Raw genomic sequence first — 21,882 nt, forward strand, 5'->3', positions numbered from 1 at the left:
TTAAGTTCCCCATACAAAACAGCAACTTAGAAAATTGTATACAACCTGTACCACTGGTCGGTTTTCGATTGTCAGCGTCTCGATACAACCTCAGGATCGCGCCGTCATCCTCCTGAGGTTTCTCTATGAAGTTCTCCTCGATTCTCTTGTTGTCCCTTGGCCTGGTCAGTGGCGCAGCCATGGCCGGTGGCACCACCGAAGCCGGTGTGGGCGGCGCATTGGGCGGGGTTTTAGGTTCAGTTGTCGGCCAGCAGATGGGTGGTAACACCGGCTCGGCCATCGGCGCAGCCCTGGGTGGCGCGGGTGGCAGTGCGGTGGGTGCCGACAAACGCAGCCGTGGCGAAGCCGCTATCGGTGGCGCCTTGGGCGCGGCCGGTGGCAACGTGGTGGGCCGCAGCATGGGTGGCAGCACAGGCAGCCTGATCGGCGCAGCCGCTGGCGGTGGTGCGGGCGGTGCGCTGGGCAACTACATGGGCAACAAGAGCGATGACGAAGACCGTCGGTATCGCGGGCGGGACAACCGTCGTTATGACCGTGACGACCATCGCGGCCGCGGCCATGCTTATGGGCATCGCAAGAACAAACATCATTACCGTGATCGGTAAGCCCGCAGTCTGAACACCACTGCCGGTCCATGCGGGAGCGGGCTTGCCCGCGATAGCACAGCGTCAGGTAATGCGACTCAACCTGACCCGCCGCCATCGCAGGCAAGCCCGCTCCCACATTTGCGGCCTATTGAGCACAATGGCAGTGTCAGACCACCAACCGCTGTAACGCCTCGCGCAGCATCGCCGGAATCGCTACCGGCTGGTTCGACGCCCGGTCCACAAACACATGCACAAAGCGCCCTGCCGCACAGGCTTCCTCTTCGCCTGCCTTGAACACCGCCAACTCATACTGCACCGAGCTGTTGCCCAACTTGCCCACCCGCAGGCCGATTTCTATGCGGTCTGGAAAGGCGATCGAGGCGAAATAATCGCACGCCGAACTCACCACAAACCCCACCACCTCACCGTCATGAATGTCCAACCCACCGTGTTCGATCAAGTAGGTATTCACCGCCGTGTCGAAGAAGCTGTAGTAGGTGACGTTATTCACATGGCCATACACGTCATTGTCGTGCCAACGCGTGATGATCGGTTGGAAGTGACGGTAATCAGCGCGCAAGGGCATTGAGTCAGGCATGTGCAGGTCTCACGAAAGTGGATTTACAGATCATTCAAATGACCCTCGGCCCACGCACGCACCTCGGCGTAGGGGTAGTCTTCCAGCGCAGCAAAACCGGGAATCCCCCGCGCCTTCAGCTTGGTAAACAACGGCACGCTGATCCCCACCAGGAACCGCGTCAGCCGCTCCGCACCCGGCAGTTGCCCGGTGTGTTCATGATGCCTGTGGATAAAATCACCGCACAGCCCCATGAAGTTTTTATCCACAAGCGGCGGCAAACTCGGCGGTGCAGGCAAGTGGGCTACGTGGCCATGGCACACCGAACAATGCCCACACTGCAGAGGGGCATGTTCATCGCCAAAGTACTTGGCCAAACGCTGGCCGAGGCAATGCTCGGTCGCAAAAAGGTCGAGCATGGCATGAATCCGCGCCACCTCCGCGACCTCGTGCTGCTTGAAGCCTGTGTATAACGCTTCGCTCAATGCCTGCGCATCAAAGTCGGTGTTCAGCAGGCTGTAGACCTCCGTCATCTGCTTGCTTTCCAGCTCGATCAAACCCTGCTCCTGGAAGTAATCCAGGGCTTTGACTACCCGGCTGCGCTCAGCGTTGTGCTGCTGGTAAAGCGCGTCGAAATCCACGGTGGCCCAGGTTCTGGCGCGGTTGCACACCTGGATGATTGCCGCGACAAACTGCTGCCGCTCACCGGAAAAACGCGCCAACAAGGCTTCGGGCTCGATCAGGTATTTGAAACGGTATTCGGCGTAAAACGCATAGCGCGGTGCGATCACACCCTTGAGCTCCAACTGCACCAGCAGCGTCTTGAGCGGCAGCTCGCGCAGGTTGCTGTGGTCCGACAGCGACCTCAGCAAGAACTCCCATTGCCCGTCACCCCGCGCCGCCTGCAACGCCTCCAGCACACGGCAAATGCCCGCCTGTTCAGGGGTGTCGCCGTACACAAAGTTTTCCAGCACATTCAGGCTGTCCCGGTTGGCCAACACCAGGCAGTCGGACGGCTGACCATCCCGCCCTGCACGGCCGATTTCCTGGCTGTAGTTCTCGATGGACTTGGGCAGGTCGAAATGCACCACGTTGCGGATGTCACTCTTGTCGATGCCCATGCCAAACGCGATGGTGGCAACGATGCAATTGGAGTGCCCGCCCATAAAGCGCTGCTGGATGCCCTCGCGCCTATCGTGGGCCAGGCCGGCGTGATAGGCCTCGGCCTGGATGCCATGGCGGTTCAGGTGCTCGGCAATCTGTTCAGCGGTTTTCTGCAACGTGACATAGACGATACTCGGCTGATCCGCCCTCTCGCTCATCCAGGCGACCAGGCGCCGACGTTTGTCCGCACCGGCAACCGGTTCCACCAGCAGGTTGAGGTTGGGCCGGTAGAAGCCTGTGGTGACGACATCCTGCGGTGCAATGGCGAACTTCGCCTGCATGTCGGCAATCACCTTGGGCGTGGCCGTGGCCGTCAGCAGCAAGGCTTGTGGGATATTGAACTGGCGCTGGTAGTCCGGCAGCTTCAAATAGTCCGGGCGAAAGTTATGGCCCCATTCGGAAATACAGTGCGCCTCGTCCACCACCAGCAGCGAAATCTGTACGCTTTGCAGGAAATGACGGAAGCGCTCGTTTTTCAAACGCTCCACGGAAATCATCAGGATTTTCAGCTCGCCCGAGCGTGCGCGGGCCATCACGTCATTGGCGTCATCGCGGCTCTGCGCCGAATCGATACTGCCGGCTGAAATGCCGTGGCGTTTCAAGAAGCCCAACTGGTCCTGCATCAACGCCAACAGCGGCGACACCACCAACGTCAGGTGCGGCAACAGTACCGCCGACAGCTGATAACACAGGGACTTGCCCGAGCCAGTGGGGAAGATCGCCGCGGCCGAACGACCGGCCAGCACCGCACTGACCGCTGCTTCCTGGCCCAAACGAAACTGTGGATAACCAAAGACCTGTTGGAGGGTGTCGTGCATAAGCTGTCACTCCATTGACCGCTGAACGAGTGCAAAACATAGACCAGCGTGTTCAGCGAATCGAGAAAGGTCGCAAGGAAAAAAGAGACAGGATGATACACAGGCTGAGGCATGGCCTAGGGCCGAAGTGGGAGTGTTAACTCGATTTTGTGAGAAGAATACAAACCAAATGTGGGAGCTGGCTTGCCTGCGATGGCGGTGCGTCAGTCGACATACGTATCAACTGAACCACCGCCATCGCGGGCAAGCCCGCTCCCACACGTTTAGACCTGCACTACGGCTGAATCAGCGGTTCTGCACGCGCTCAATCGCCGTGTCATACACCGGATTGGCCTTTTGCTCTTTCGCCAACTGGTAGTGACGCAAGGCATCCGAGAACTGCCCCGCGGCTTCGTAGATCCGCGCAATGTTGTAGTAGGCGCCTGCCCGTACGGTCGCTGCATTCGCGCCGGTCGCCAGGGCAATCGCCTTACGGTTGGCCCAGATCGACTCGGCCGTGTTGCCGGCTTTCTGATACGCCAGGCCAAGGTTGCCGTAGGCTTTGCCGAAGCCGTTGTCGAGGTCGATGGCTTGGCGGAACAGGTCAATGGCCTGGTCAAGATTACCGGCCTGGTAGGCCGCTTCGCCTTGCACGTTCAGACGCTTCGCATCGGTCTGCGCGGAAGAGCTGACAGCTACCGCCGTGACCGCCACGCTGTCATCCAGCAAGCCCTTCACTTCGTTGAGCACGTTCGGGGCATCAACCGTTACCCCACTGAAATTGTTGATGTCCTGGAAGTCACCACTGCCGGTCATGCGGAACACGGTCCACAGGTTACCGCTGCGGTTCTTCGGCACGTAGTAAGTGCGCACCAGGGATTGCCCCATGTACACAAACACCTTGGCCTCACTGTTGGACAACTGGCGCGAGCCTGGATTGCCGCTGTTGGTGAAGTCATGCACGGCGTAGACGTAGCTTTCGCCGTAGTGCTTTTTCTGCAGGGTGATGGTTTCCGGGCCATAGCTGTCGGTGTCATCCACATCCAGCTCGGCGTCGGTGCCTTCCTGGTTGCCGAAGAAGATGTTGTTGCCCGGGAAAATCATGTGAGAGTCGAGGTCTTCCGGGGTTTTACCCCAGGTCAGCACGACGCGCAGGCCATCGAGGTTTTCCATCACCGGGCTGATGGCGTACGTCATGCCTTTGCACGGGCACTTCACCACCAGGTTGGAATAGCCGGGCTTCTTGATGATCAGCAGATTGCTGGCGTCATCGGCGGCTTCGCTGGTGAGGGTCACCTGGCCTTGCGCGTTGGTGCGGCCCACCACGTTTTGTGCGCCGTTACGTTGCAGCAGCACTTCGGCGTCGGCGATTTTCTGGTCCTTGACCACCGCACTTAGCACCTCGATCGGCAACTGCTCGGCCTGGATCGAAAAAGCCACCGCACACAATGACATCGCCGAGGCGACACGAAGCAAACCCATGCTTAACTCCCTTTAAGTAGTGGGCGGAATCGCCCGACACGATTTTGCGGTGCAACATACGCTGAATTCGATGGGTTGGCGGTTTTTTTATGCGGAATGTGACGTGGTTTTTATCTCGCCTGCGCCCGCAAGCATTGCGCTACAATTGAACATTGCGACCCAGGAGTACGCTGCAATGAGCGAACCGACGTTTGAGCAAAAACAGGATCACTACCACAAGATCCGCCGTTCCAATTATCTGGCCAGCTTGCGCCTGGAGGGGTTCGACACCCAACCGGCCGATGTCGACAAGCCCTTGCCGACCCGCGAAGCCGTTCTTGCCAAGTACCGCAAAACGCCACACTGATGCTCGACAAATACGGGGTGGGCCAGGACCCATACTGCTATCCCGATAGCAGCATCCTGCGTAACCGCCTCGATTTGCGCGACGCATCACGCCTCCATCAAGCCGAGCGCGAATTATCTGAAATCGCTGTAGGCAGCCTCCCGCTCTACCCACCGCCCTACGATCTCAGCCGGCTACAACACATACACCGCACCCTGTTCGGCGACATCTACGATTGGGCTGGCGAGCTGCGCAGCGTCAACATCCAGAAAGGTGAAACGCTGTTCTGCACGCCGGAACGCATCCCGCCGGAAGCAGCGAAAATCATCCGGCATATGCAACAGGCTAATTGGTATGTCGGTGCTCCCCAGGCTGAGCTCGTGCCTTTGATTGCCGAGGCGTATGGCGACCTCAACGTCATCCACCCCTTTCGCGAAGGCAACGGCCGGGCGCAGCGGATTTTGTTCGAACAGATCATCGTGAATGCGGGGTTCTCGGTGAACTGGTGGCTGGTGAAACACGCGGCGTGGGTACCGGCGAACATCGATGCGGTGGCGTGTGACTATCGGGGGCTGGAAGCGATTTTTGAGCGGTGTATCAGTGTGCCGGTCAGTGCTTGATCGAATCACCACCGGTTAAACCATCTGTTTATTGCTCGAAAGAACGCTCACTTCTAAGGTTTGGCCCATCGCAGCCAATTCAGCGATCGGGTTTGGTCACTCGAAAACAGCACACATAAGTGCCACTAGCTGCCTTACGAACGTCTATCGTCTCGTAATGCACTGCTATGGCGGCTGTGTGTGGGACGTCTTCGGACGTGTCGGAGTGCTGTTTCCGGCTGGCCAACCCGCGCACAGTCCGCCACCCACCGTTTGGCCACGATGATGTCGGTTACCTAACAGCAAACCGAGCACCTTCAAATGCAAATACCTGAAACGATGGATCGCTATCGTCAGCTACGCACCAACTTCACCGACACCCACCCTCTCGTCATCGACACCGAAGCCACCGCCGAGGACATCCAGAGCGCCGCACACCAGCGCATCCGCGCTGCCAGCGACTTACTGGAAACCTTCACCTGCCTGACCTACGAACACGCGGACCTCGACGATATTTCCCACATCATTAATGCCTTGTACCTGCTCGTGCAGGATGGCTGTGATCTGCTGGAAGCCGCGCAACACGTTCAACTGCAACCGGCAGCCGATAACCAACCATCACCAGGCCAGCCACTGAGCTAAACCTGCGGAAGCGGGCTTGCCTGCGATGGCGGTATATCAGGCTATATTTCTGCACCTGACACAGCGCCATCGCGGGCGAGCCCGACTCCCACATTGAATGGGTGTTGACCAAAAAATCACTGTCAAACCGAAAACGCCGGAAAGCCCTGTAGGAAGCCGCTAAATACAGCGTAGTCCTCGTCCTAAACTGCTCAAAACACCTGCGCCACCCTCTACGTAACTCGCCTGCGCATGACCGAAACTAGCGCCCTCTCCACTGTCCCGGCAAAAAATCCGTGCACCTCGAAAGGACTCAATACATCGGCCACTACGGCGTCACCTTCACGGTGGATTCGCCTTACCGTTTTACCCACCCACAAGCACGCGTTGGCAAACCTCTGTTGGTTAGACGCAGGTACTTCGGCAAACGAAGTGCGCTACCGACGGGTGGACAGAGGCAGCAAAGGCAACATCCCGCTCACCCTTGGCATGCTCTACCACGCCGTCAAAGCCAAACGCTGGAACACACAGGCACTCGAAGCAAGGAGATTTCAAGCGTCATGAATACTGTCCTGCAAATCGCCTGTTTCTTGGGTTTTTACCTGGTACTGCATTACCCAATCACTGACGCTATTCTGAGAAAACGCCTTGCAGTCACATGCCTCGTAGCCGGCCTGGCATTGGCGTTCTGATTACCCTACGTGGCAGTAACCCTCAGCATGCCCTTCCTCCCTATCTTCGTATTCTTGATAGGCTTGGCACTCTTCATCACCCGCAACAAATACCGACTAAAACGTAACCCTCCCCCTCACCCACTCCTGCGTGCCCCCACCATGAACCTGGCCCCCAACTTCCCCGAAGACCCCGCCATGCAGCAGCTGCTGCAATTGCTGCACGAAGAAATCGGCCTGCCGAAACACAAGACCCTTCGCCTCGACACCTCAATCAACTTCGACCTTGGCTGCGACCGCGCCGAGGCTACGCAATTCATGGAGGCGTTGGAGAAGGATTTTGCGGTCGACCTGGGCGACTACGACGCTTATCGTTACTTCCAACCGCCAGCGTTCGATGTGTTCCTGAAACACCGCGCCAAAGAGCGTGGCGCTAAGGTGCCACTGACGATTGGCATGCTCTACCTGGCCATCAACACTCACCGCTGGGACACGCAAACCCTGGAAAACCTCAGCTGAAGCCAAGCCCGCTCCCACATGGGTTATGCGCTAACCTGGCGAATCGTTTACATAACAAGGACCTTACATGGACGTAATAATGGGCCTGCTGGCCGCCCTGCTCTGGGGCGGCACGGATTTTCTCGTGGGTCTCAACGCGCGCGCCGTCGGCGTCAAACGCGCGGTGTACTTCGGCCAGGCCCTCGGTTTCCTGATCATGACCCTGTTGCTGGTCATCTTCCCGGTGTTCCTGTTCAAGTCCCTGAATGCCCCGTTGAGTGTCTGGCTGCTGGGCATTGCCGCCGCCCTGCTCACCGTCTCCGGGGCGCTTGCGCTGTCCAAGGCCTTCGCTCTGGGCAAAGCCGCCATCGTCGCGCCACTGGTGACCTCCTACGGCGTGGTCACCACGCTGCTGTCCTGGGCCAGCGGCGAACACATCAGCCTGATCCAGCTCGGTTGCATCGGCTTATGCGTCATCGGCGTAATCCTCTCCAGCCTTCACAAGGACAACGGCGTGCCCCATAACAACCCACGCCAGTCCATCGCCTACGCCATGCTCGCAGCAACGCTGTACGGCACCAGTTTCTGGTTGCAAGGCCGCTACACACTGCCCGCGCTGGGGCCGATTACCATGTTGTGGCTGGGTTATTTGGTGGGTTTGTGCGTGCTGGTGGTGATGGTGCTGAAGATCAAAAACGGCCTGAAGATTCCGCCACTGAAAAACTGCGCCACGTTGACCGGCGCGAGTTTGATGAACCTGGGCGGGTTCTCGGCATTTTCGTGGGGGGCGATGGCGGGGTCGGTGTCGGTAGTGACGGTGATCAGCACGTTGTCGGGCGGGATCGCGGCGATCCTGGGGTTTGTGTTTTTCAAGGAACGGTTGTCAGCGGTGCAGGTCGTGGGCGTAGCGTTGGTGCTGGTCGGGGCGGTGGTTTTGCACCTCGCCGACTAACGCTTGCGCATAAAAAAACCGCCCACAAGGGGCGGTTTTTTTACAACAAGCGAACCTTACAACTGAGGCCCAGCCGCCTTGATCGCATCGCTCACGTCAAACTTCTTGAAGTTCTCGGTGAACAGACCCGCCAGCGCTTTCGCTGCTGCGTCGTAGGCCGCTTTGTCAGCCCAGGTGTTGCGTGGGTTCAACAGGCCAGTCTCAACGCCCGGCACAGCCAATGGCACGTCGAGGTTGATGGTGTCGAGGTGTTCGGTTTCAGCACCGATCAACGCGCCGCTCTGGATCGCTGCGATAACGCCGCGAGTGGTCGGGATGTTGAAGCGCTTGCCGACGCCATAGCCACCGCCGGTCCAGCCGGTGTTGACCAGGTAAACCTTGGAGCCGAAGCCACGGATACGCTTGATCAGCAGCTCAGCGTATTCGCCAGCCGGGCGTGGGAAGAACGGCGCGCCGAAGCAGGTGGAGAACGTCGACTTGATGCCGCTGCCGGAACCCATTTCAGTCGAGCCCACCAGTGCGGTGTAGCCGGACAGGAAGTGATAAGCCGCTTGTTCTTCGCTGAGGATCGACACGGGCGGCAGTACGCCGGTCAGGTCGCAGGTCAGGAAGATGACCGCGTTTGGCTCGCCGCCCAGGTTCTTCTCGGAACGCTTGGCAACGTGTTCCAGCGGGTAGGCGGCGCGGCTGTTCTGGGTCAGGCTGACATCGGTGTAGTCGGCGTGCTTGGCCTCGTCGATCACAACGTTTTCCAGCACGGCGCCGTGCTTGATGGCTTTCCAGATGACCGGCTCGTTCTTCTCGGAGAGGTCGATGCACTTGGCATAGCAACCGCCTTCGATGTTGAACACTACGCCTTCGCCCCAGCCGTGTTCGTCGTCACCGATCAGGTAACGGCTTTCGTCGGCCGACAGGGTGGTTTTACCGGTGCCCGACAGACCGAAGAACAGGGTCACGTCGCCTGCTTCGCCGATGTTGGCGGCGCAGTGCATTGGCAGCACGTCGGCGGCCGGCAGCAGGAAGTTCTGCACCGAGAACATGGCTTTTTTCATTTCACCGGCGTAACGCATGCCGGCGATCAGCACTTTCTTCTGGGCGAAGTTGAGGATGACGCAACCATCGGAGTTGGTGCCATCACGCTCTGGCACGCACTCGAAGTTGGCCACGTTAAGCACTTGCCACTCATCACGACCGGCCGGGTTGTACTGGGCTGGGTTGATGAACAGGCAACGACCGAACAGGTTCTGCCAGGCAGTCTGGGTGGTCATTTTCACGGCCAGGTAGTGGTCTTCTGCAGCCCCTACGTGAACGTGGGAAACAAAATGCTCTTGCGCATTGTTGAAGGCCTCGACGCGAGCCCACAGGGCATCGAACTTGTCGGCCGGGAACTTGCGGTTGATCGGGCCCCAGGCGATTGCGTCCTGGGTGGAAGGCTCTTCAACGATGAAACGGTCGACCGGAGAACGGCCGGTACGATGACCGGTTTCTACGACCAGTGCGCCAGTATCGGCAAGCACGCCTTCACCGCGCTGCAGGGCTTCTTTAACCAGATCGTCAACACTCAGATCGGTGTATACGGCGTTATTGGCTTGCGTCATGAGGTTCCCCGTCGGCCTATGGCCGAGTGCTCCAAACGTTTTGTAGTAGAAAGTTGCGCACTACTACCGCGAAAAAAGTGGGCCGGATTATGCCAGAAAAGCCCAAAAAAAGTAGGGCCCTCCCGTCAGAACTGCGCTAATCCGGCGTTTGTCAGGTGATTTACCTGTGCTTAAACGTTTTAGTGGCGGGTGTCAGAAGGGGTCTCGATGCCTGCGCCAGCGAATAATTGGGCGACATCGGCGGCATCGAACAGGTAGCGCTGGTTGCAGAACTGGCAGTCGATCTCAATATTGCCGCCGTGCTCCACCACCAGATTCTGCGCATCTTCCAGGCCGAGACTGACCAAGGCATTGGCCGAGCGCTCACGGGAACAGCTGCAACGGAAGCGCAGGCCCTGTGCGTCGAACAGGCGCACGGCCTCTTCGTGATAGAGGCGGTGCAGGATGGTTTCGTTGTCCAGGCCCAGCAGCTCTTCAGCGGTCAGGGTACCGGCCAGGGCCGTCAGCTTGCGCCAGCTGTCGGTGCGTTCATCGTCGTCCTTGATGCGGTCGGCCGGCAGTTGCTGCAGCAACAGGCCACGGGCGCGCTTGCCGTCGGCATTGAGCCAGAACTTGGTGCCGACTTGCTGGGACATCACAAAATAGTTGGTGAAGCAGTCCGACAGGGTCTCGCCGTCGAGATCGACAATGCCCTGGTAACGCTGGCCTTCCGTCGGGTCAACAGTGATCGCCAGCACGCCGTTGGCCATCAGGTCGGACAGGGTGGCGTCCGGCGCGATCAAGTCGGCGTCGTAACGGGCCAGGCCACGGATCTCACGCTCGCTGGAACATTCGATCATCAGCATCGGCACCGGGCCTTCGGAGCGCGCCTGCAGAATCAACAAACCGTCGAACTTCATGGTGCCCACCAGCAGCGACGCCGCCGCCATCAACTCCCCGAGCAGTTGCGCGACCGGCTCCGGATAGGGGTGCTTGGCGAGGACTTCGGCGTAGCTGCGCTCCAGCGAGACCAGTTCGCCGCGGGCGTCGTTCTCGTCGAAGATGAAGCGTTGGGTGAAGTCGGTATCCGGTAGATCAGTCATAGGTCTGGTATCTGAATTGATGACAAATTAATTACAAGGTTTATAGAATTAGACGCTTTAGCACCATTTTGGTGCGGTTTTCTAGAGCATTGGGGGACAGTTTATGAACAATCCGGGTTTGTTCCAAGCCAAGTGGAACCTCGGGGGGTGGGCCTTTTGCAATCTACTCGCTATCGGGCTGCTGGTTTTTTGGCTGTGGCCCACGGGGCAGATGCTGTGTGTGCTATTCGACGAATGGCTGTTTCATCTGTTCAACGACCCGCTGGCCAGCAACCCAGTGTGGTTGCATGTGTGGGCTGTGGCCAGTTTGCGGCCATTTGACGCGGTCGTCGGGGTGATTTTGCTGATGCTACTGATACGTGGCGACTGGGTGTTCAAGGCCGTTCAAGTCCGCCAGGCGTTTTTTGGCTTTTTCGGCATTTTGCTGCTGTTGCTGTTTATCCGCATGCTCTTTTCCAAACTGGTGGCGCAGATGGGCTGGCAGCACAGCAGCCCGTCGATGGTGATCGCTGGCGCGATTCATATGAGTGATTATTTCCCCGGCCTGGAGAAAACCTGGGAGCTGAAGGACCGTTCCAGCCAGAGCTTCCCGGGTGATCATGCTTCAGTGCTGTTGATCTGGGGGCTGTTCATGACGGTGTTTGCCAAGCGCATCAGCCAGGTGCTGGTGATCTGGGGCCTGGCGCTGTTGTTCATGATGCCGCGATTGGTGGCGGGCGCGCATTGGGGACAGGACGATTACATCGGCGGCATGCTGCTGGCGTTGTTGGCGCTGGGCTGGGGGTATTACACGCCGTTTGCAGCGAAGGTGTCGGGGGCTTTGTTGCGGCTGACGGCGCCGGTCTTCGGCTTACTGGGCAAGCTGCCAGTGGTCGGGCGATTGAGCGTCATACGCACAGCCGCTTGAAGCAGTCGATTCTGGTGGGCGCTGGCTTGTCCGCGATAGCGGAGAGTCAGCGCGCACAATTGATCGCCATGTTGCTGGAGATTCGCAATCAATCATCATTGCCGCTGCCGCGAAACTTGAACAAATCGCGACGCTGCTTCTTGCTCGGTTTGCCATCGGTGGTCATGCCGGTCGCTCCGGCCTTGCGCATGGCCGCGGCGTTTTCGCGCTTGGCAATGCTGGCTTCGGTCTCCGTGTAAAGCGCCTGCGCTTCGGGTGCCCCACGGCGCACCACGGACAGGGCCTGCACGACGACGGTCTTTTCATCAAACCCCGCACGAATCTGCAGTTCATCACCGACGCGCGGTTCCTTGCCCGGCTTGCAGCGCTCACCGCGATGGTGCACCTTGCCACTCTCAATGGCGGCCTTGGCCAAGGCACGGGTTTTAAAGAAACGCGCTGCCCACAGCCACTTGTCCAAACGGACCTTTTCTTCCTCTTCCTGCTTTTGAGCCACTTGAATTCCTCGCTTTGAAAAATGTCGCAACTTTACCGTTGAAGTGCTTCGACGCATAAACCCCAACGCTCACCTAAGATACGCCAGGCACCCACCCTGTTTTCGCGAGGATACGCCGTGACCGATTTTCCTGCTTCACTCACCTCGCCCAACCAGACTTGCGTGGGCTGCCAGCAAAGCGAACCCCTGGGTTTTGATTTTTCGTTCGCCTATCAGCCTATCGTAGACCTTCGGGACCATTCGATCTTCGCCCATGAAGCCTTAGTGCGAGGCCCCAACGGGGAAGGGGCGTTGTCAGTGCTGAGTCAGGTCAACAAAAACAACCGTTATCGCTTCGACCAACGCTGCCGCACCCAGGCGATTGCCGGTGCCTCCGCCCTGGGCATGCAAACCCATCTTTCGATCAACTTCATGCCCAATGCCGTTTACCGACCGGAGCTGTGTATTCGCAGCACCCTTGAGGCGGCCCGCGCGCATAACTTTCCGCTGAATCAGCTGATTTTCGAAACACTGGAAAGCGAGCACGTAGATAACTATCGCCATTTGACCAATATTCTGCGTGAATACCGCGAATTCGGCTTCAAGACCGCCATCGACGATTTCGGTGCGGGCTATTCGGGGCTGAACCTGCTGGCTGATTTCCAACCTGACTTGATCAAACTCGACATGGCGCTGATTCGCGATGTCGACCAGGATCGTGTCCGCCAGGTAATCGTCCAGGGGATTGTCACAATCTGTGAGCAGTTGGGCGTTACTGTCATTGCCGAAGGCATCGAAAGTGCCGGCGAGCGTGACTTTCTGTCCGACTGCGGAATATTTCTGATGCAGGGTTATTGGTTCGCCAAGCCTGCATTCAAAGCCCTGGCCGAGGTTTCACCCAAGGCCTGGGCGAACTGACCGGTTACCCATATTGAAGACATTTGACCATTTGACCGTTGTTGGTCTGCGTGAGTGGGTGGCGCTTCCCGACTTGGGAGTGGCTGGCCTGCGCGCGAAGATCGATACCGGTGCCAGCACCTCGAGCCTGCACGCTACCGATATCGAGCCGTTTGAGCGCGACGGAGAGAAGTGGGTGCGCTTTACCGCGCACTTGGGCAGCGTGGTGCAATTGCGTCACCGTCGTTGCGAGGCGCCGCTGGTGACGATGAAAACCATCAAGAGCTCCAACGGCCACGCACAGGTGCGCTATGTGATCAGCACCACCCTGGCGATGGGTGACCGGGTGTGGCGGGTGGAGTTTACCCTCGCCTGCCGCAAGGCCATGCGTTACCGCCTGCTGCTGGGCTCCAAGGCGCTGATTGACGGCCAGTTGGTGGTCAACCCCGGCGTCAAGTACGTTCAAGACAAGCCGGTGTTCCCGGTCTCTACTATTTCTGCCCCAGGTGCTGCATGAAGATTGCTGTGCTGTCGCGAAACCCGCGTCTGTATTCCACCCGCCGCCTGGTCGAGGCCGGCACCGAACGTGGCCATGAAATGGTGGTGATCGACACGTTGCGTGCCTATATGAACATTGCCAGCCACAAGCCGCAGATCCACTACCGGGGCAAGCCACTGGAAGGTTTCGATGCGGTGATCCCACGGATTGGCGCGTCGGTGACGTTCTATGGCTGCGCGGTGTTGCGCCAGTTCGAAATGATGGGGGTGTCTCCCCTCAATGAATCGGTGGCCATCGCCCGCTCGCGGGACAAGCTGCGCTCGCTGCAGTTGCTGTCGCGTCGCGGCATCGGCCTGCCGGTGACCGGCTTTGCCCACTCCCCCGATGACATCCCCGACCTGATCGAGATGGTCAACGGTGCGCCGCTGGTGATCAAGGTGCTCGAAGGCACCCAGGGCATCGGCGTGGTGCTGTGCGAAACCGCCACTGCTGCCGAGTCGGTGATCGAGGCGTTCATGGGCCTCAAACAGAACATCATGGTCCAGGAATACATCAAGGAAGCCGGCGGTGCGGATATCCGTTGCTTCGTGGTGGGCGACAAGGTGATTGCAGCGATGAAGCGCCAGGCCAAGCCAGGCGAATTCCGTTCCAACCTGCACCGTGGCGGCAGTGCCAGCCTGATCAAGATCACCCCGGAAGAACGCATGACTGCGCTGCGGGCAGCCAAGGTGATGGGGTTGAGCGTAGCGGGCGTGGATATCTTGCGCTCCAACCACGGGCCATTGGTGATGGAAGTGAATTCATCGCCGGGCCTGGAGGGGATCGAGACCACCACCGGGAAGGATGTGGCGGGGATCATCATTCAGCATCTGGAGAAGAGTGGTGGCCCGAATATGACGCGGACCAAGGGTAAGGGCTGATACGCAGCAAACTTTGGCAGGCGTTAAAAACAATGTGGGAGCTGGCGTGCCTGCTCCCACATTTGATTCGAGTTGTTTGTCAGACCGCGTCTCTTGGCAGCATCAGGCCAAGCGGCAACCGCACCCGCGCCTCCAGGCCACCCTCTTCCCGGTTGCGCAGCTCAACATTGCCGCCGTGCATCGACGCAATTCGACGCACAATCGCCAACCCCAACCCCGTACCTTTACCACCCCGGGCACGGTCGCCACGGGTGAACGGGTTGAAAATACCTTCCAGTTCCGCTGGGTCGATCCCCGTACCTCGGTCCATCACACTCAACACCACATAAGGCGCGGTGCTGTCGCCGGACACATACGCGGCCACTTCGACACCCGAACCGGCGTGATGCAAAGCGTTGCCGATCAAGTTGTTCAGCAGACGCTTCATTGAAATGCGACGCAGCGCAAACGGCTGGATCGGCTCCAGGCGCATGCGCACCTGCTCACCGTTCTGGTTGTAGGGCGCCACCACTTCACGCACCAGTTCCGTCAGGTCGACTTCTTCCACCACTTCATCACGGCCATCGCGGATAAACGCGAGGAACTGGTCAAGAATCGCGTCCATGTCCTCGATATCGCGCACCATGTCATCGGTCAGGTCGGAATGATTGCCCATCAATTCCAGGGACAGGCGCAAGCGCGTCAGCGGTGTGCGCAGGTCATGTGACACGCCCGCCAGCATCAGCTCGCGTTCGCGCCCGGCCTGTTCGACATCTTCGGCCATCTGATTGAACGCGCCGTACACCTCGGTCATCTCACTGGGCGTGTCGCTGATCGGCAGGCGCACGCTGCGCCCTTGTCCCAGTTGGCGAGCGGCAAATACCAGGCGTTTGAGGGGTTGGTTAAGCTGGCGCACGAAAATCCACGCGGACGCCGTTGAAAGCAAGCCGATCGCCAGGAACCAACCCAGCACGTTCCAGATCTTCTGCCCTCGCAATGGATGCGGGTACAGCGGCACTTTCAGCCAATCCTGCCCCAGGCTTGGCGCGCGCACCCATAACGCCGGTGACACATGCATACGCAACCGCACTTCGGTGTCTTCACCCAGTTCGGCCTGCATCTGGCGTTGGTAAATCTCACTGTAGGGCCAATGCTGCTCGCCTTCCGGCACACCGGCTCCGGCGACGCGAACCAGGGTGGCGGCCTTGGCGATCTTCTCGCGGTTTTCGGGGTCGGCAGCCCAATAGGCACGCAGTGTCAGGGCAACACCGTGGCTGTATTGTCGATCGACCAGCACGTCTTCGTTCATCAACAGATAAACCAGCGTCAGTGCCTTGGAAAACAGAACGACGATCAGCACCAGCCAAAGGGTGCGGGAGAAGAAACTTTGTGGGAACCACAGCGGGGTTTTCATAGGAGACAGCTAGACACCTTGCAAGAACGAGCGGCGCTCGCAGAATTGCAGACGCCGGGCATCCCGTCGACCCTCATGGAGTCAAACGCCAGGATGCCCGCCCCTGCAAATCATCGGTCACTTGGTTGCAGTGCCATCCGGCACAAACACATAACCCACGCCCCACACCGTCTGGATATACCGTGGCTTGGACGGGTCCGGCTCGATCATCCGGCGCAGACGGGAGATCTGCACGTCGATGGAGCGCTCCAGGGCGTCCCACTCACGGCCACGGGCCAGGTTCATCAGCTTGTCGCGGGTCAGCGGCTGGCGAGCATTCATCACCAGGGCCTTGAGCACAGCGAATTCACCGGTGGTGAGCATGTGCACTTCTTCGCCACGCTTGAGCTCACGCGTCGCCAGCGACAGTTCGTAGTCGCCAAAGGTGACGCTTTCGTCTTCGCTGCCCGGCGCACCAGGAACCGGAGCTGCCTGGCGACGGAGTACGGCTTTGACCCGGGCCATCAACTCGTCAGGGTTGAACGGCTTGGCCAGGTAGTCATCAGCGCCCAGTTCGAGGCCCTTGATGCGGCTCAGCTCATCGCCCTTGGCGGTGAGCATGATGATTGGAATCTGGTTGTTCGCACCGCGCAGGCGCTTGCAGGCGGTGAGGCCGTCTTCGCCGGGCAACATCAGGTCGAGCACGACCAGATTGAAGACTTCGCGCCCCAACAGGCGGTCCATCTGCTCGGTGTTCGGCACCGCGCGTGCACGGTAGCCCTTGGAGTTGAAAAAACGCTCCAGCAGGCTGCTCAGCCCCGGATCGTCATCAACGATGAGAATTTTTTCGCCTTCAGCAGTTTGTGCAGTGCTGCTCATTAGATGCTCCTCTTATCTCGGCGCGCATTATGGCGTAGCTGCCGTTATACGCACCGTGTGCATTGTTAGCAGATTTTTCCTCCACCGCCAGCGAACCCGCGTCCTACAACCACCGGTGCAGTACCCCCCAAGGGCAGAACGCTGGTTATAATGCGGCGCCTTCGTGCAGGGCACTGTCAGACTTTACTGTTTACTGCCTCAGCAGTTTTTTCAGCGGCGGGCAGCAATTTCCCGATTTCGCGGGTCAATAGGCAGCCTATCGACCCAGGCAGCGGCGCCGATAGCGCCGCTCAACCAGCCTCGCAACGCCTTGTTTTCCGGGCCTGCGAGCTGCTTTCAGAATTTCAGGTGGTTTTATGGACAGCATCAACAGCCGCATTGCCGAGGAACTCGGTGTACGCCCACAACAGGTCGAAGCGGCCGTCGCTCTACTGGATGAAGGCTCCACGGTGCCTTTCATCGCCCGTTACCGTAAAGAAGTGACCGGCAGCCTCGACGACACCCAGTTGCGTCACCTGGAAGAGCGCCTGCGCTACCTGCGAGAACTCGACGAACGGCGCATCAGCATCCTCGCCAGCATCGAGGAGCAGGGCAAGTTGACGCCGCAATTGGAGCGCGACATCAAGCTCGCCGACACCAAGACCCGCCTCGAAGACCTTTACCTGCCGTACAAACAGAAACGCCGCACCAAGGGCCAGATCGCCCTGGAAGCCGGCCTGGGCGACCTGGCTGACGGCCTGTTCAATGACCCGTCGCTGACCCCGGAAACTGAAGCCGCACGCTTTATCGACGCCGAAAAAGGCGTCGCCGACGTCAAGGCCGCCCTCGAAGGCGCCAAGTATATTTTGATGGAGCGTTTCGCCGAAAACGCCAGCCTGTTGGAAAAACTGCGCGCCTACCTCAAGCAGGAAGCCATCCTCAGCGCCCGCGTCATCGCCGGCAAAGAGGAAGAAGGCGCCAAGTTCCGCGATTACTTCGAACACGATGAACCGCTGAAAAGTATGCCATCCCACCGCGCACTCGCGATTTTCCGAGGTCGCAACGAAGGCATTCTCAGCTCCGCGCTGAAAGTCGGCGACGAGCTGCCGGGCACCATGCACCCGTGCGAAGGCATGATCGGTCAACAATTCGGCATCCAGAATCAAAACCGTCCTGCGGACAAGTGGCTCAGTGAAGTCGTGCGCTGGACCTGGAAGGTCAAGCTCTACACTCACCTGGAAACCGACCTGCTCGGCGAACTGCGCGACGGCGCCGAAACCGAAGCGATCAACGTGTTCGCCCACAACCTGCACGACCTGCTGCTGGCCGCACCGGCCGGCCCGCGCGCCACACTGGGCCTCGACCCAGGCCTGCGTACCGGTTGCAAGGTTGCCGTGGTCGACTCCACGGGCAAGCTGCTGGACCACGCCACCGTGTACCCGCATGTACCGCACAACAAGTGGGACCAGACCCTGGCGATCCTCGCCGCGCTGTGCGCCAAGCACGCCGTGGACCTGATCGCCATCGGCAACGGCACCGCCAGCCGTGAAACCGACAAGTTGGCCGCCGAGCTGATCAAAAAATACCCAGCCATGAAGATGACCAAAGTCATGGTCTCCGAGGCCGGTGCTTCGGTGTACTCGGCCTCGGAACTGGCCTCCAAGGAATTCCCGGACCTCGACGTGTCGATCCGTGGCGCGGTCTCCATTGCTCGCCGCCTGCAAGACCCGTTGGCCGAGTTGGTGAAAATCGACCCTAAATCCATCGGTGTCGGCCAGTACCAGCACGACGTATCGCAGCTGAAACTCGCACGCGGCCTGGATGCGGTGGTGGAAGACTGCGTAAACGCCGTGGGCGTGGACGTGAACACTGCCTCCGTGGCGCTGCTGGCGCGCATCTCCGGCCTTAACGCCACCCTGGCGCAGAACATCGTCACCCACCGCGACGAGAATGGCGCGTTCAAAACCCGTGCGGCACTGAAAAAAGTCGCACGCCTGGGCGAAAAAACCTTCGAGCAGGCCGCAGGCTTCCTGCGTGTAATGAACGGTGATAACCCGCTGGATGCCTCCGCGGTTCACCCGGAAGCCTACCCGCTGGTGCAACGTATTGCCGCCGAGACCGACCGCGACATCCGCTCGCTGATCGGCGACGCCGCGTTCCTCAAGCGCCTGGACCCGAAGAAGTACACCGACGAAACCTTCGGTGTACCGACCATCACCGACATCCTGCAAGAGCTGGAAAAACCGGGCCGCGACCCGCGTCCCGAGTTCAAGACGGCCGAGTTCCAGGACGGCGTCGAAGACCTCAAGGACTTGCAACTGGGCATGATCCTCGAAGGTGTGGTGACCAACGTGACCAACTTCGGTGCCTTTGTGGACATCGGCGTGCATCAGGACGGTTTGGTGCATATCTCCGCGCTTTCGGAGAAGTTCATCAAGGACCCTCGTGAAGCCGTGAAAGCCGGTGACGTGGTGAAGGTCAAGGTCATGGAAGTCGATATCCCACGCAAACGCGTCGGCCTGTCGATGCGCATGAGCGACACCCCCGGCGAGAAAATCGACGGAGCCCGTGGTGCACGCCCTGGCTCGGCGCCGCGCCAGTCGCAGCACAACGCACCGCGCAAGGAAACCGCCACGGCCGCGCCGAGCAACAACGCCATGGCGTCGCTGTTCGCCAATGCCAAGCAGTTGAAGAAACGTTGATGGAAATTCCAGCCGGTTTGACCCAGAGCGCCTTCAGTGAGCTGATCGGCTGCCACCTGCAACGCCTTGAAGAAGGCGTTGCCGAGGTGGCCCTGACCCTGGAGCCGCACCTGCGCAACCGCGCGGGCAAGCTCCATGGCGGGGCGATTTTCAGTTTGGTCGATATCACCATGGGGCTGGCCTGCTCCAGTTCCCATGGTTTCGATCAGCAGAGTGCAACCATCGAATGCAAAATCAACTACATCCGCGCCGTGTCTGACGGCGACGTGGTGTGCACCAGCCGGGTGATTCACGCCGGTCGACGCACGTTGGTGGTCGAGGCGGATGTGTACCAGGACGACAAACTGGTCGCAAAAGCACAAGGCACCTTCGCTGTCCTATAGCTCCCCGCCCTCGATTTGAGTTAATTTCGGCGCTGCGACAACATCGTCGGAATTTTCTTGCTGCGCTATAGCCCAATTCATGGAGTGAAGTAGGCTTTTTCAAAGCGGGTCAAATCGACTCAAAACCAGGCGATAACGCCAGTTTTAACTTCACCCTTGTAGACCGTCCTGCCCACCCCCATATTGGGGCGACTGACGCGTGAAGGAATCCAACTTGAGCGAACTTCTCAACCGCCGCCTGGCCTTGCTCGGCAAGCGCGAACACCTCTCCCTGCTAGAGCAGTGCTTGCACGGCATCGAGCGCGAATGCCTGCGCGTCACAGATGAGGGTCGCCTGGCACAAACGCCGCACCCTGAAGCCCTGGGCGCTGCGTTGACCAACGAATTGATCACCACCGACTACTCGGAGTCGCTGCTGGAGTTCATCACTCCCGCCCTGCCCAACCCGGCCGATACCCTGAGCAGCCTGGACAAGATCCATCGTTTTGCCTACAGCAAACTCGGCAACGAGTACCTGTGGAGCCCTTCGATGCCGTGCCCGTTGCCGGCCGAGGAAGATATTCCGATTGCCTACTACGGCACCTCGAATATCGGCCAGCTCAAGTACGTGTACCGCAAGGGCCTGGCCCTGCGCTACGGCAAGACCATGCAGTGCATCGCCGGCATCCACTACAACTTCTCGCTGCCGGAACAGTTGTGGCCGTTGCTCAAGGAAACCGAAGGTTTCGTCGGCACCGACCGCGACTACCAGTCCACCGCCTATATCGCGCTGATCCGTAACTTCCGTCGCTACAGCTGGCTGTTGATGTACCTGTTTGGTGCCTCACCGGCGCTGGACGCCGGCTTCCTGCGCGGTCGCTCGCACCAGTTGGAAGTGTTGGACGCCGACACGCTGTACCTGCCCTACGCCACCAGCCTGCGCATGAGCGACCTGGGTTACCAGAGCAACGCTCAGGCGGGCCTGACGCCGTGCTACAACGATCTGAGCAGCTACACCGACAGCCTGCGTGAAGCAGTGGCAACGCCCTACGCACCTTACGTCGAAGTCGGCACCCATAAGGACGGTGAGTGGGTTCAGCTCAACACCAACATCCTGCAGATCGAAAACGAGTACTACTCCAACATTCGCCCCAAGCGCGTCACCTACACCGGCGAACGGCCGATTCAGGCACTGATGGCCCGTGGCATTCAGTACATCGAAGTGCGTTGCCTGGACATCAACCCGTTCCTGCCGATGGGTATCGACCTGCCGGAGTCGCGTTTCCTCGACGCGTTCCTGCTGTACTGCGCGTTGAACGACAGCCCGCTGTTCGCCAACAACGAGTGCGGTAATGCCACCTCCAACTTCCTCAGTGTGGTCAAGGAAGGTCGCCGCCCAGGCCTGCAGTTGCAGCGTGAAGGCCAGCCCGTGGACATGAAGGAATGGGCCACGGAGCTGCTGGAGCAGATTGCGCCGTTGGCCGCGTTGCTTGACGAGAGCCACGGTATCCAGGAACACAGCCAGGCACTGGACGCTCAATTGGCGAAGGTCAAAGACCCTTCTCTGACGCCCTCGGCCCAAGTGCTGGCGGCGATGGCCGAGCGCAAAGAGAGCTTTGCGCAGTTCTCCCTGCACCAAAGCGAGGTGCATGCCGAGCATTTCCGTAAAGAGCCGCTGCCGGCAGCCGAGCAGGCGCGCTTTGAAGAACTGGCGCGCACGTCGCTGGCGCAACAGGCGGAGCTGGAGCAGAACGAAGTGGGCGATTTTGATGTGTTTGTCGGCTCGTACCAGGCGAGCATTCTGGCGATCAGCAACTAAAAAGCCGCGCTCAACCCCTCATGGGAATGGGCTTTATAGGGGAGGGGGCTTGCTCCCGATAGCGAATTAGTCAGTCACCTCTCATTGACTGGCCCACCGCCATCGGGCGCAAGCCCCC

The 21,882-nt window shown here is 59.4% G+C and carries 21 protein-coding genes; 13 read left to right on the forward strand and 8 right to left on the reverse strand.

Annotation, left to right across the window (positions count from 1 at the left end; translation table 11 throughout):
- Positions 1-125: 125 nt before the first annotated feature.
- A complete protein-coding gene (locus JFT85_RS14540; protein ID WP_064450207.1) occupies positions 126-605 on the forward strand; it encodes a glycine zipper domain-containing protein in 480 nt (159 codons plus the stop codon).
- A 148-nt stretch (positions 606-753) separates the two neighbouring features.
- On the opposite strand, the gene JFT85_RS14545 is transcribed toward JFT85_RS14540, so the two are convergent.
- From JFT85_RS14545 to JFT85_RS14555, 3 genes are all read right to left on the reverse strand, one after another.
- Positions 754-1,185 (reverse strand): acyl-CoA thioesterase, encoded by a 432-nt coding sequence (locus JFT85_RS14545; protein ID WP_053253804.1) that lies wholly within the window; start codon positions 1,183-1,185, stop codon positions 754-756.
- Between the two features lie 23 nt (positions 1,186-1,208).
- The gene (locus tag JFT85_RS14550) at positions 1,209-3,146 is read right to left on the reverse strand and encodes a RecQ family ATP-dependent DNA helicase (RefSeq protein ID WP_053253803.1); all 1,938 of its coding nucleotides are present in this window, start codon (positions 3,144-3,146) and stop codon (positions 1,209-1,211) included.
- A gap of 285 nt (positions 3,147-3,431) precedes the next feature.
- On the reverse strand, positions 3,432-4,607 hold the full coding sequence (locus JFT85_RS14555) for a tetratricopeptide repeat protein (RefSeq protein ID WP_201230035.1): 1,176 nt from the start codon (positions 4,605-4,607) through the stop codon (positions 3,432-3,434).
- A gap of 175 nt (positions 4,608-4,782) precedes the next feature.
- Between JFT85_RS14555 and JFT85_RS14560 the strand changes: the two genes are divergently transcribed.
- The 5 genes from JFT85_RS14560 to JFT85_RS14580 all read left to right on the forward strand — a co-directional run bounded on the left by JFT85_RS14560 (position 4,783) and on the right by JFT85_RS14580 (position 8,273).
- Positions 4,783-4,953: a YhfG family protein gene (locus JFT85_RS14560; protein ID WP_096236773.1), complete on the forward strand. Its 171-nt coding sequence runs from the start codon at positions 4,783-4,785 to the stop codon at positions 4,951-4,953.
- On the forward strand, positions 4,953-5,552 hold the full coding sequence (locus JFT85_RS14565) for a putative adenosine monophosphate-protein transferase Fic (protein ID WP_069553446.1): 600 nt from the start codon (positions 4,953-4,955) through the stop codon (positions 5,550-5,552). Before JFT85_RS14560 ends, JFT85_RS14565 begins: the two co-directional genes overlap by 1 nt.
- 300 nt (positions 5,553-5,852) lie before the next feature.
- The gene (locus JFT85_RS14570) at positions 5,853-6,173 is read left to right on the forward strand and encodes a hypothetical protein (RefSeq protein WP_069553445.1); all 321 of its coding nucleotides are present in this window, start codon (positions 5,853-5,855) and stop codon (positions 6,171-6,173) included.
- A gap of 812 nt (positions 6,174-6,985) precedes the next feature.
- Positions 6,986-7,342: a DUF1493 family protein gene (locus tag JFT85_RS14575; RefSeq protein ID WP_201230037.1), complete on the forward strand. Its 357-nt coding sequence runs from the start codon at positions 6,986-6,988 to the stop codon at positions 7,340-7,342.
- Between the two features lie 67 nt (positions 7,343-7,409).
- A complete protein-coding gene (locus tag JFT85_RS14580; RefSeq protein WP_242486537.1) occupies positions 7,410-8,273 on the forward strand; it encodes a DMT family transporter in 864 nt (287 codons plus the stop codon).
- Between the two features lie 56 nt (positions 8,274-8,329).
- On the opposite strand, the gene JFT85_RS14585 is transcribed toward JFT85_RS14580, so the two are convergent.
- Positions 8,330-9,871 (reverse strand): phosphoenolpyruvate carboxykinase, encoded by a 1,542-nt coding sequence (locus JFT85_RS14585; protein ID WP_053255752.1) that lies wholly within the window; start codon positions 9,869-9,871, stop codon positions 8,330-8,332.
- Between the two features lie 179 nt (positions 9,872-10,050).
- A complete protein-coding gene (hslO, locus tag JFT85_RS14590; protein ID WP_053255751.1) occupies positions 10,051-10,953 on the reverse strand; it encodes an Hsp33 family molecular chaperone HslO in 903 nt (300 codons plus the stop codon).
- A gap of 103 nt (positions 10,954-11,056) precedes the next feature.
- On the opposite strand from hslO, the gene JFT85_RS14595 reads away from it, so the two are divergent.
- A complete protein-coding gene (locus tag JFT85_RS14595) occupies positions 11,057-11,860 on the forward strand; it encodes a phosphatase PAP2 family protein (RefSeq protein WP_053255750.1) in 804 nt (267 codons plus the stop codon).
- An 88-nt stretch (positions 11,861-11,948) separates the two neighbouring features.
- Here JFT85_RS14595 and JFT85_RS14600 read toward each other — a convergent pair whose 3' ends face one another.
- On the reverse strand, positions 11,949-12,356 hold the full coding sequence (locus tag JFT85_RS14600; RefSeq protein WP_053255749.1) for an RNA-binding S4 domain-containing protein: 408 nt from the start codon (positions 12,354-12,356) through the stop codon (positions 11,949-11,951).
- A gap of 117 nt (positions 12,357-12,473) precedes the next feature.
- Here JFT85_RS14600 and rimA point away from each other — a divergent pair, with 117 nt between their 5' ends.
- Genes rimA through rimK form a run of 3 tightly spaced genes read left to right on the forward strand, consistent with a single transcriptional unit; the run spans position 12,474 to position 14,651 of the window.
- The gene (gene rimA, locus JFT85_RS14605) at positions 12,474-13,253 is read left to right on the forward strand and encodes a S6 modification regulatory phosphodiesterase RimA (RefSeq protein WP_053255748.1); all 780 of its coding nucleotides are present in this window, start codon (positions 12,474-12,476) and stop codon (positions 13,251-13,253) included.
- A 13-nt stretch (positions 13,254-13,266) separates the two neighbouring features.
- A complete protein-coding gene (gene rimB, locus JFT85_RS14610; protein ID WP_053255747.1) occupies positions 13,267-13,749 on the forward strand; it encodes a retropepsin-like aspartic endopeptidase RimB in 483 nt (160 codons plus the stop codon).
- Entirely contained in the window at positions 13,746-14,651 is a 906-nt protein-coding gene (gene rimK, locus JFT85_RS14615; protein ID WP_003213178.1) for a 30S ribosomal protein S6--L-glutamate ligase, read from the forward strand. The genes rimB and rimK overlap by 4 nt, the downstream gene beginning before the upstream one ends.
- 79 nt (positions 14,652-14,730) lie before the next feature.
- On the opposite strand, the gene JFT85_RS14620 is transcribed toward rimK, so the two are convergent.
- Both JFT85_RS14620 and ompR read right to left on the reverse strand, forming a co-directional pair.
- The gene (locus JFT85_RS14620) at positions 14,731-16,044 is read right to left on the reverse strand and encodes an ATP-binding protein (protein WP_053255746.1); all 1,314 of its coding nucleotides are present in this window, start codon (positions 16,042-16,044) and stop codon (positions 14,731-14,733) included.
- A gap of 117 nt (positions 16,045-16,161) precedes the next feature.
- A complete protein-coding gene (gene ompR / locus JFT85_RS14625) occupies positions 16,162-16,902 on the reverse strand; it encodes an osmolarity response regulator transcription factor OmpR (RefSeq protein WP_053255745.1) in 741 nt (246 codons plus the stop codon).
- 356 nt (positions 16,903-17,258) lie between these two features.
- Here ompR and JFT85_RS14630 point away from each other — a divergent pair, with 356 nt between their 5' ends.
- From JFT85_RS14630 to gshA, 3 genes are all read left to right on the forward strand, one after another.
- The gene (locus tag JFT85_RS14630; RefSeq protein WP_053255744.1) at positions 17,259-19,583 is read left to right on the forward strand and encodes a Tex family protein; all 2,325 of its coding nucleotides are present in this window, start codon (positions 17,259-17,261) and stop codon (positions 19,581-19,583) included.
- A complete protein-coding gene (locus JFT85_RS14635; protein ID WP_053255743.1) occupies positions 19,583-19,966 on the forward strand; it encodes a PaaI family thioesterase in 384 nt (127 codons plus the stop codon). Before JFT85_RS14630 ends, JFT85_RS14635 begins: the two co-directional genes overlap by 1 nt.
- Positions 19,967-20,180: 214 nt before the next feature.
- Entirely contained in the window at positions 20,181-21,764 is a 1,584-nt protein-coding gene (gshA, locus tag JFT85_RS14640; RefSeq protein WP_073637925.1) for a glutamate--cysteine ligase, read from the forward strand.
- Positions 21,765-21,882: the final 118 nt, after the last annotated feature.

It is taken from the genome of Pseudomonas sp. TH04 (genome assembly GCF_016651355.1).
GTDB classification, from domain to species: domain Bacteria; phylum Pseudomonadota; class Gammaproteobacteria; order Pseudomonadales; family Pseudomonadaceae; genus Aquipseudomonas; species Aquipseudomonas fluorescens.

Coding starts and splice junctions, on each gene's coding strand:
- JFT85_RS14540 (WP_064450207.1), top strand. CDS start 126: ATGAAGTTCTCCTCGATTCTCTTGTTGTCCCTTGGCCTGGTCAGTGGC.
- JFT85_RS14545 (WP_053253804.1), bottom strand. CDS start 1,185: ATGCCTGACTCAATGCCCTTGCGCGCTGATTACCGTCACTTCCAACCG.
- JFT85_RS14550 (WP_053253803.1), bottom strand. CDS start 3,146: ATGCACGACACCCTCCAACAGGTCTTTGGTTATCCACAGTTTCGTTTG.
- JFT85_RS14555 (WP_201230035.1), bottom strand. CDS start 4,607: ATGGGTTTGCTTCGTGTCGCCTCGGCGATGTCATTGTGTGCGGTGGCT.
- JFT85_RS14560 (WP_096236773.1), top strand. CDS start 4,783: ATGAGCGAACCGACGTTTGAGCAAAAACAGGATCACTACCACAAGATC.
- JFT85_RS14565 (WP_069553446.1), top strand. CDS start 4,953: ATGCTCGACAAATACGGGGTGGGCCAGGACCCATACTGCTATCCCGAT.
- JFT85_RS14570 (WP_069553445.1), top strand. CDS start 5,853: ATGCAAATACCTGAAACGATGGATCGCTATCGTCAGCTACGCACCAAC.
- JFT85_RS14575 (WP_201230037.1), top strand. CDS start 6,986: ATGAACCTGGCCCCCAACTTCCCCGAAGACCCCGCCATGCAGCAGCTG.
- JFT85_RS14580 (WP_242486537.1), top strand. CDS start 7,410: ATGGACGTAATAATGGGCCTGCTGGCCGCCCTGCTCTGGGGCGGCACG.
- JFT85_RS14585 (WP_053255752.1), bottom strand. CDS start 9,871: ATGACGCAAGCCAATAACGCCGTATACACCGATCTGAGTGTTGACGAT.
- hslO (WP_053255751.1), bottom strand. CDS start 10,953: ATGACTGATCTACCGGATACCGACTTCACCCAACGCTTCATCTTCGAC.
- JFT85_RS14595 (WP_053255750.1), top strand. CDS start 11,057: ATGAACAATCCGGGTTTGTTCCAAGCCAAGTGGAACCTCGGGGGGTGG.
- rimK (WP_003213178.1), top strand. CDS start 13,746: ATGAAGATTGCTGTGCTGTCGCGAAACCCGCGTCTGTATTCCACCCGC.
- JFT85_RS14620 (WP_053255746.1), bottom strand. CDS start 16,044: ATGAAAACCCCGCTGTGGTTCCCACAAAGTTTCTTCTCCCGCACCCTT.
- ompR (WP_053255745.1), bottom strand. CDS start 16,902: ATGAGCAGCACTGCACAAACTGCTGAAGGCGAAAAAATTCTCATCGTT.
- JFT85_RS14630 (WP_053255744.1), top strand. CDS start 17,259: ATGGACAGCATCAACAGCCGCATTGCCGAGGAACTCGGTGTACGCCCA.
- JFT85_RS14635 (WP_053255743.1), top strand. CDS start 19,583: ATGGAAATTCCAGCCGGTTTGACCCAGAGCGCCTTCAGTGAGCTGATC.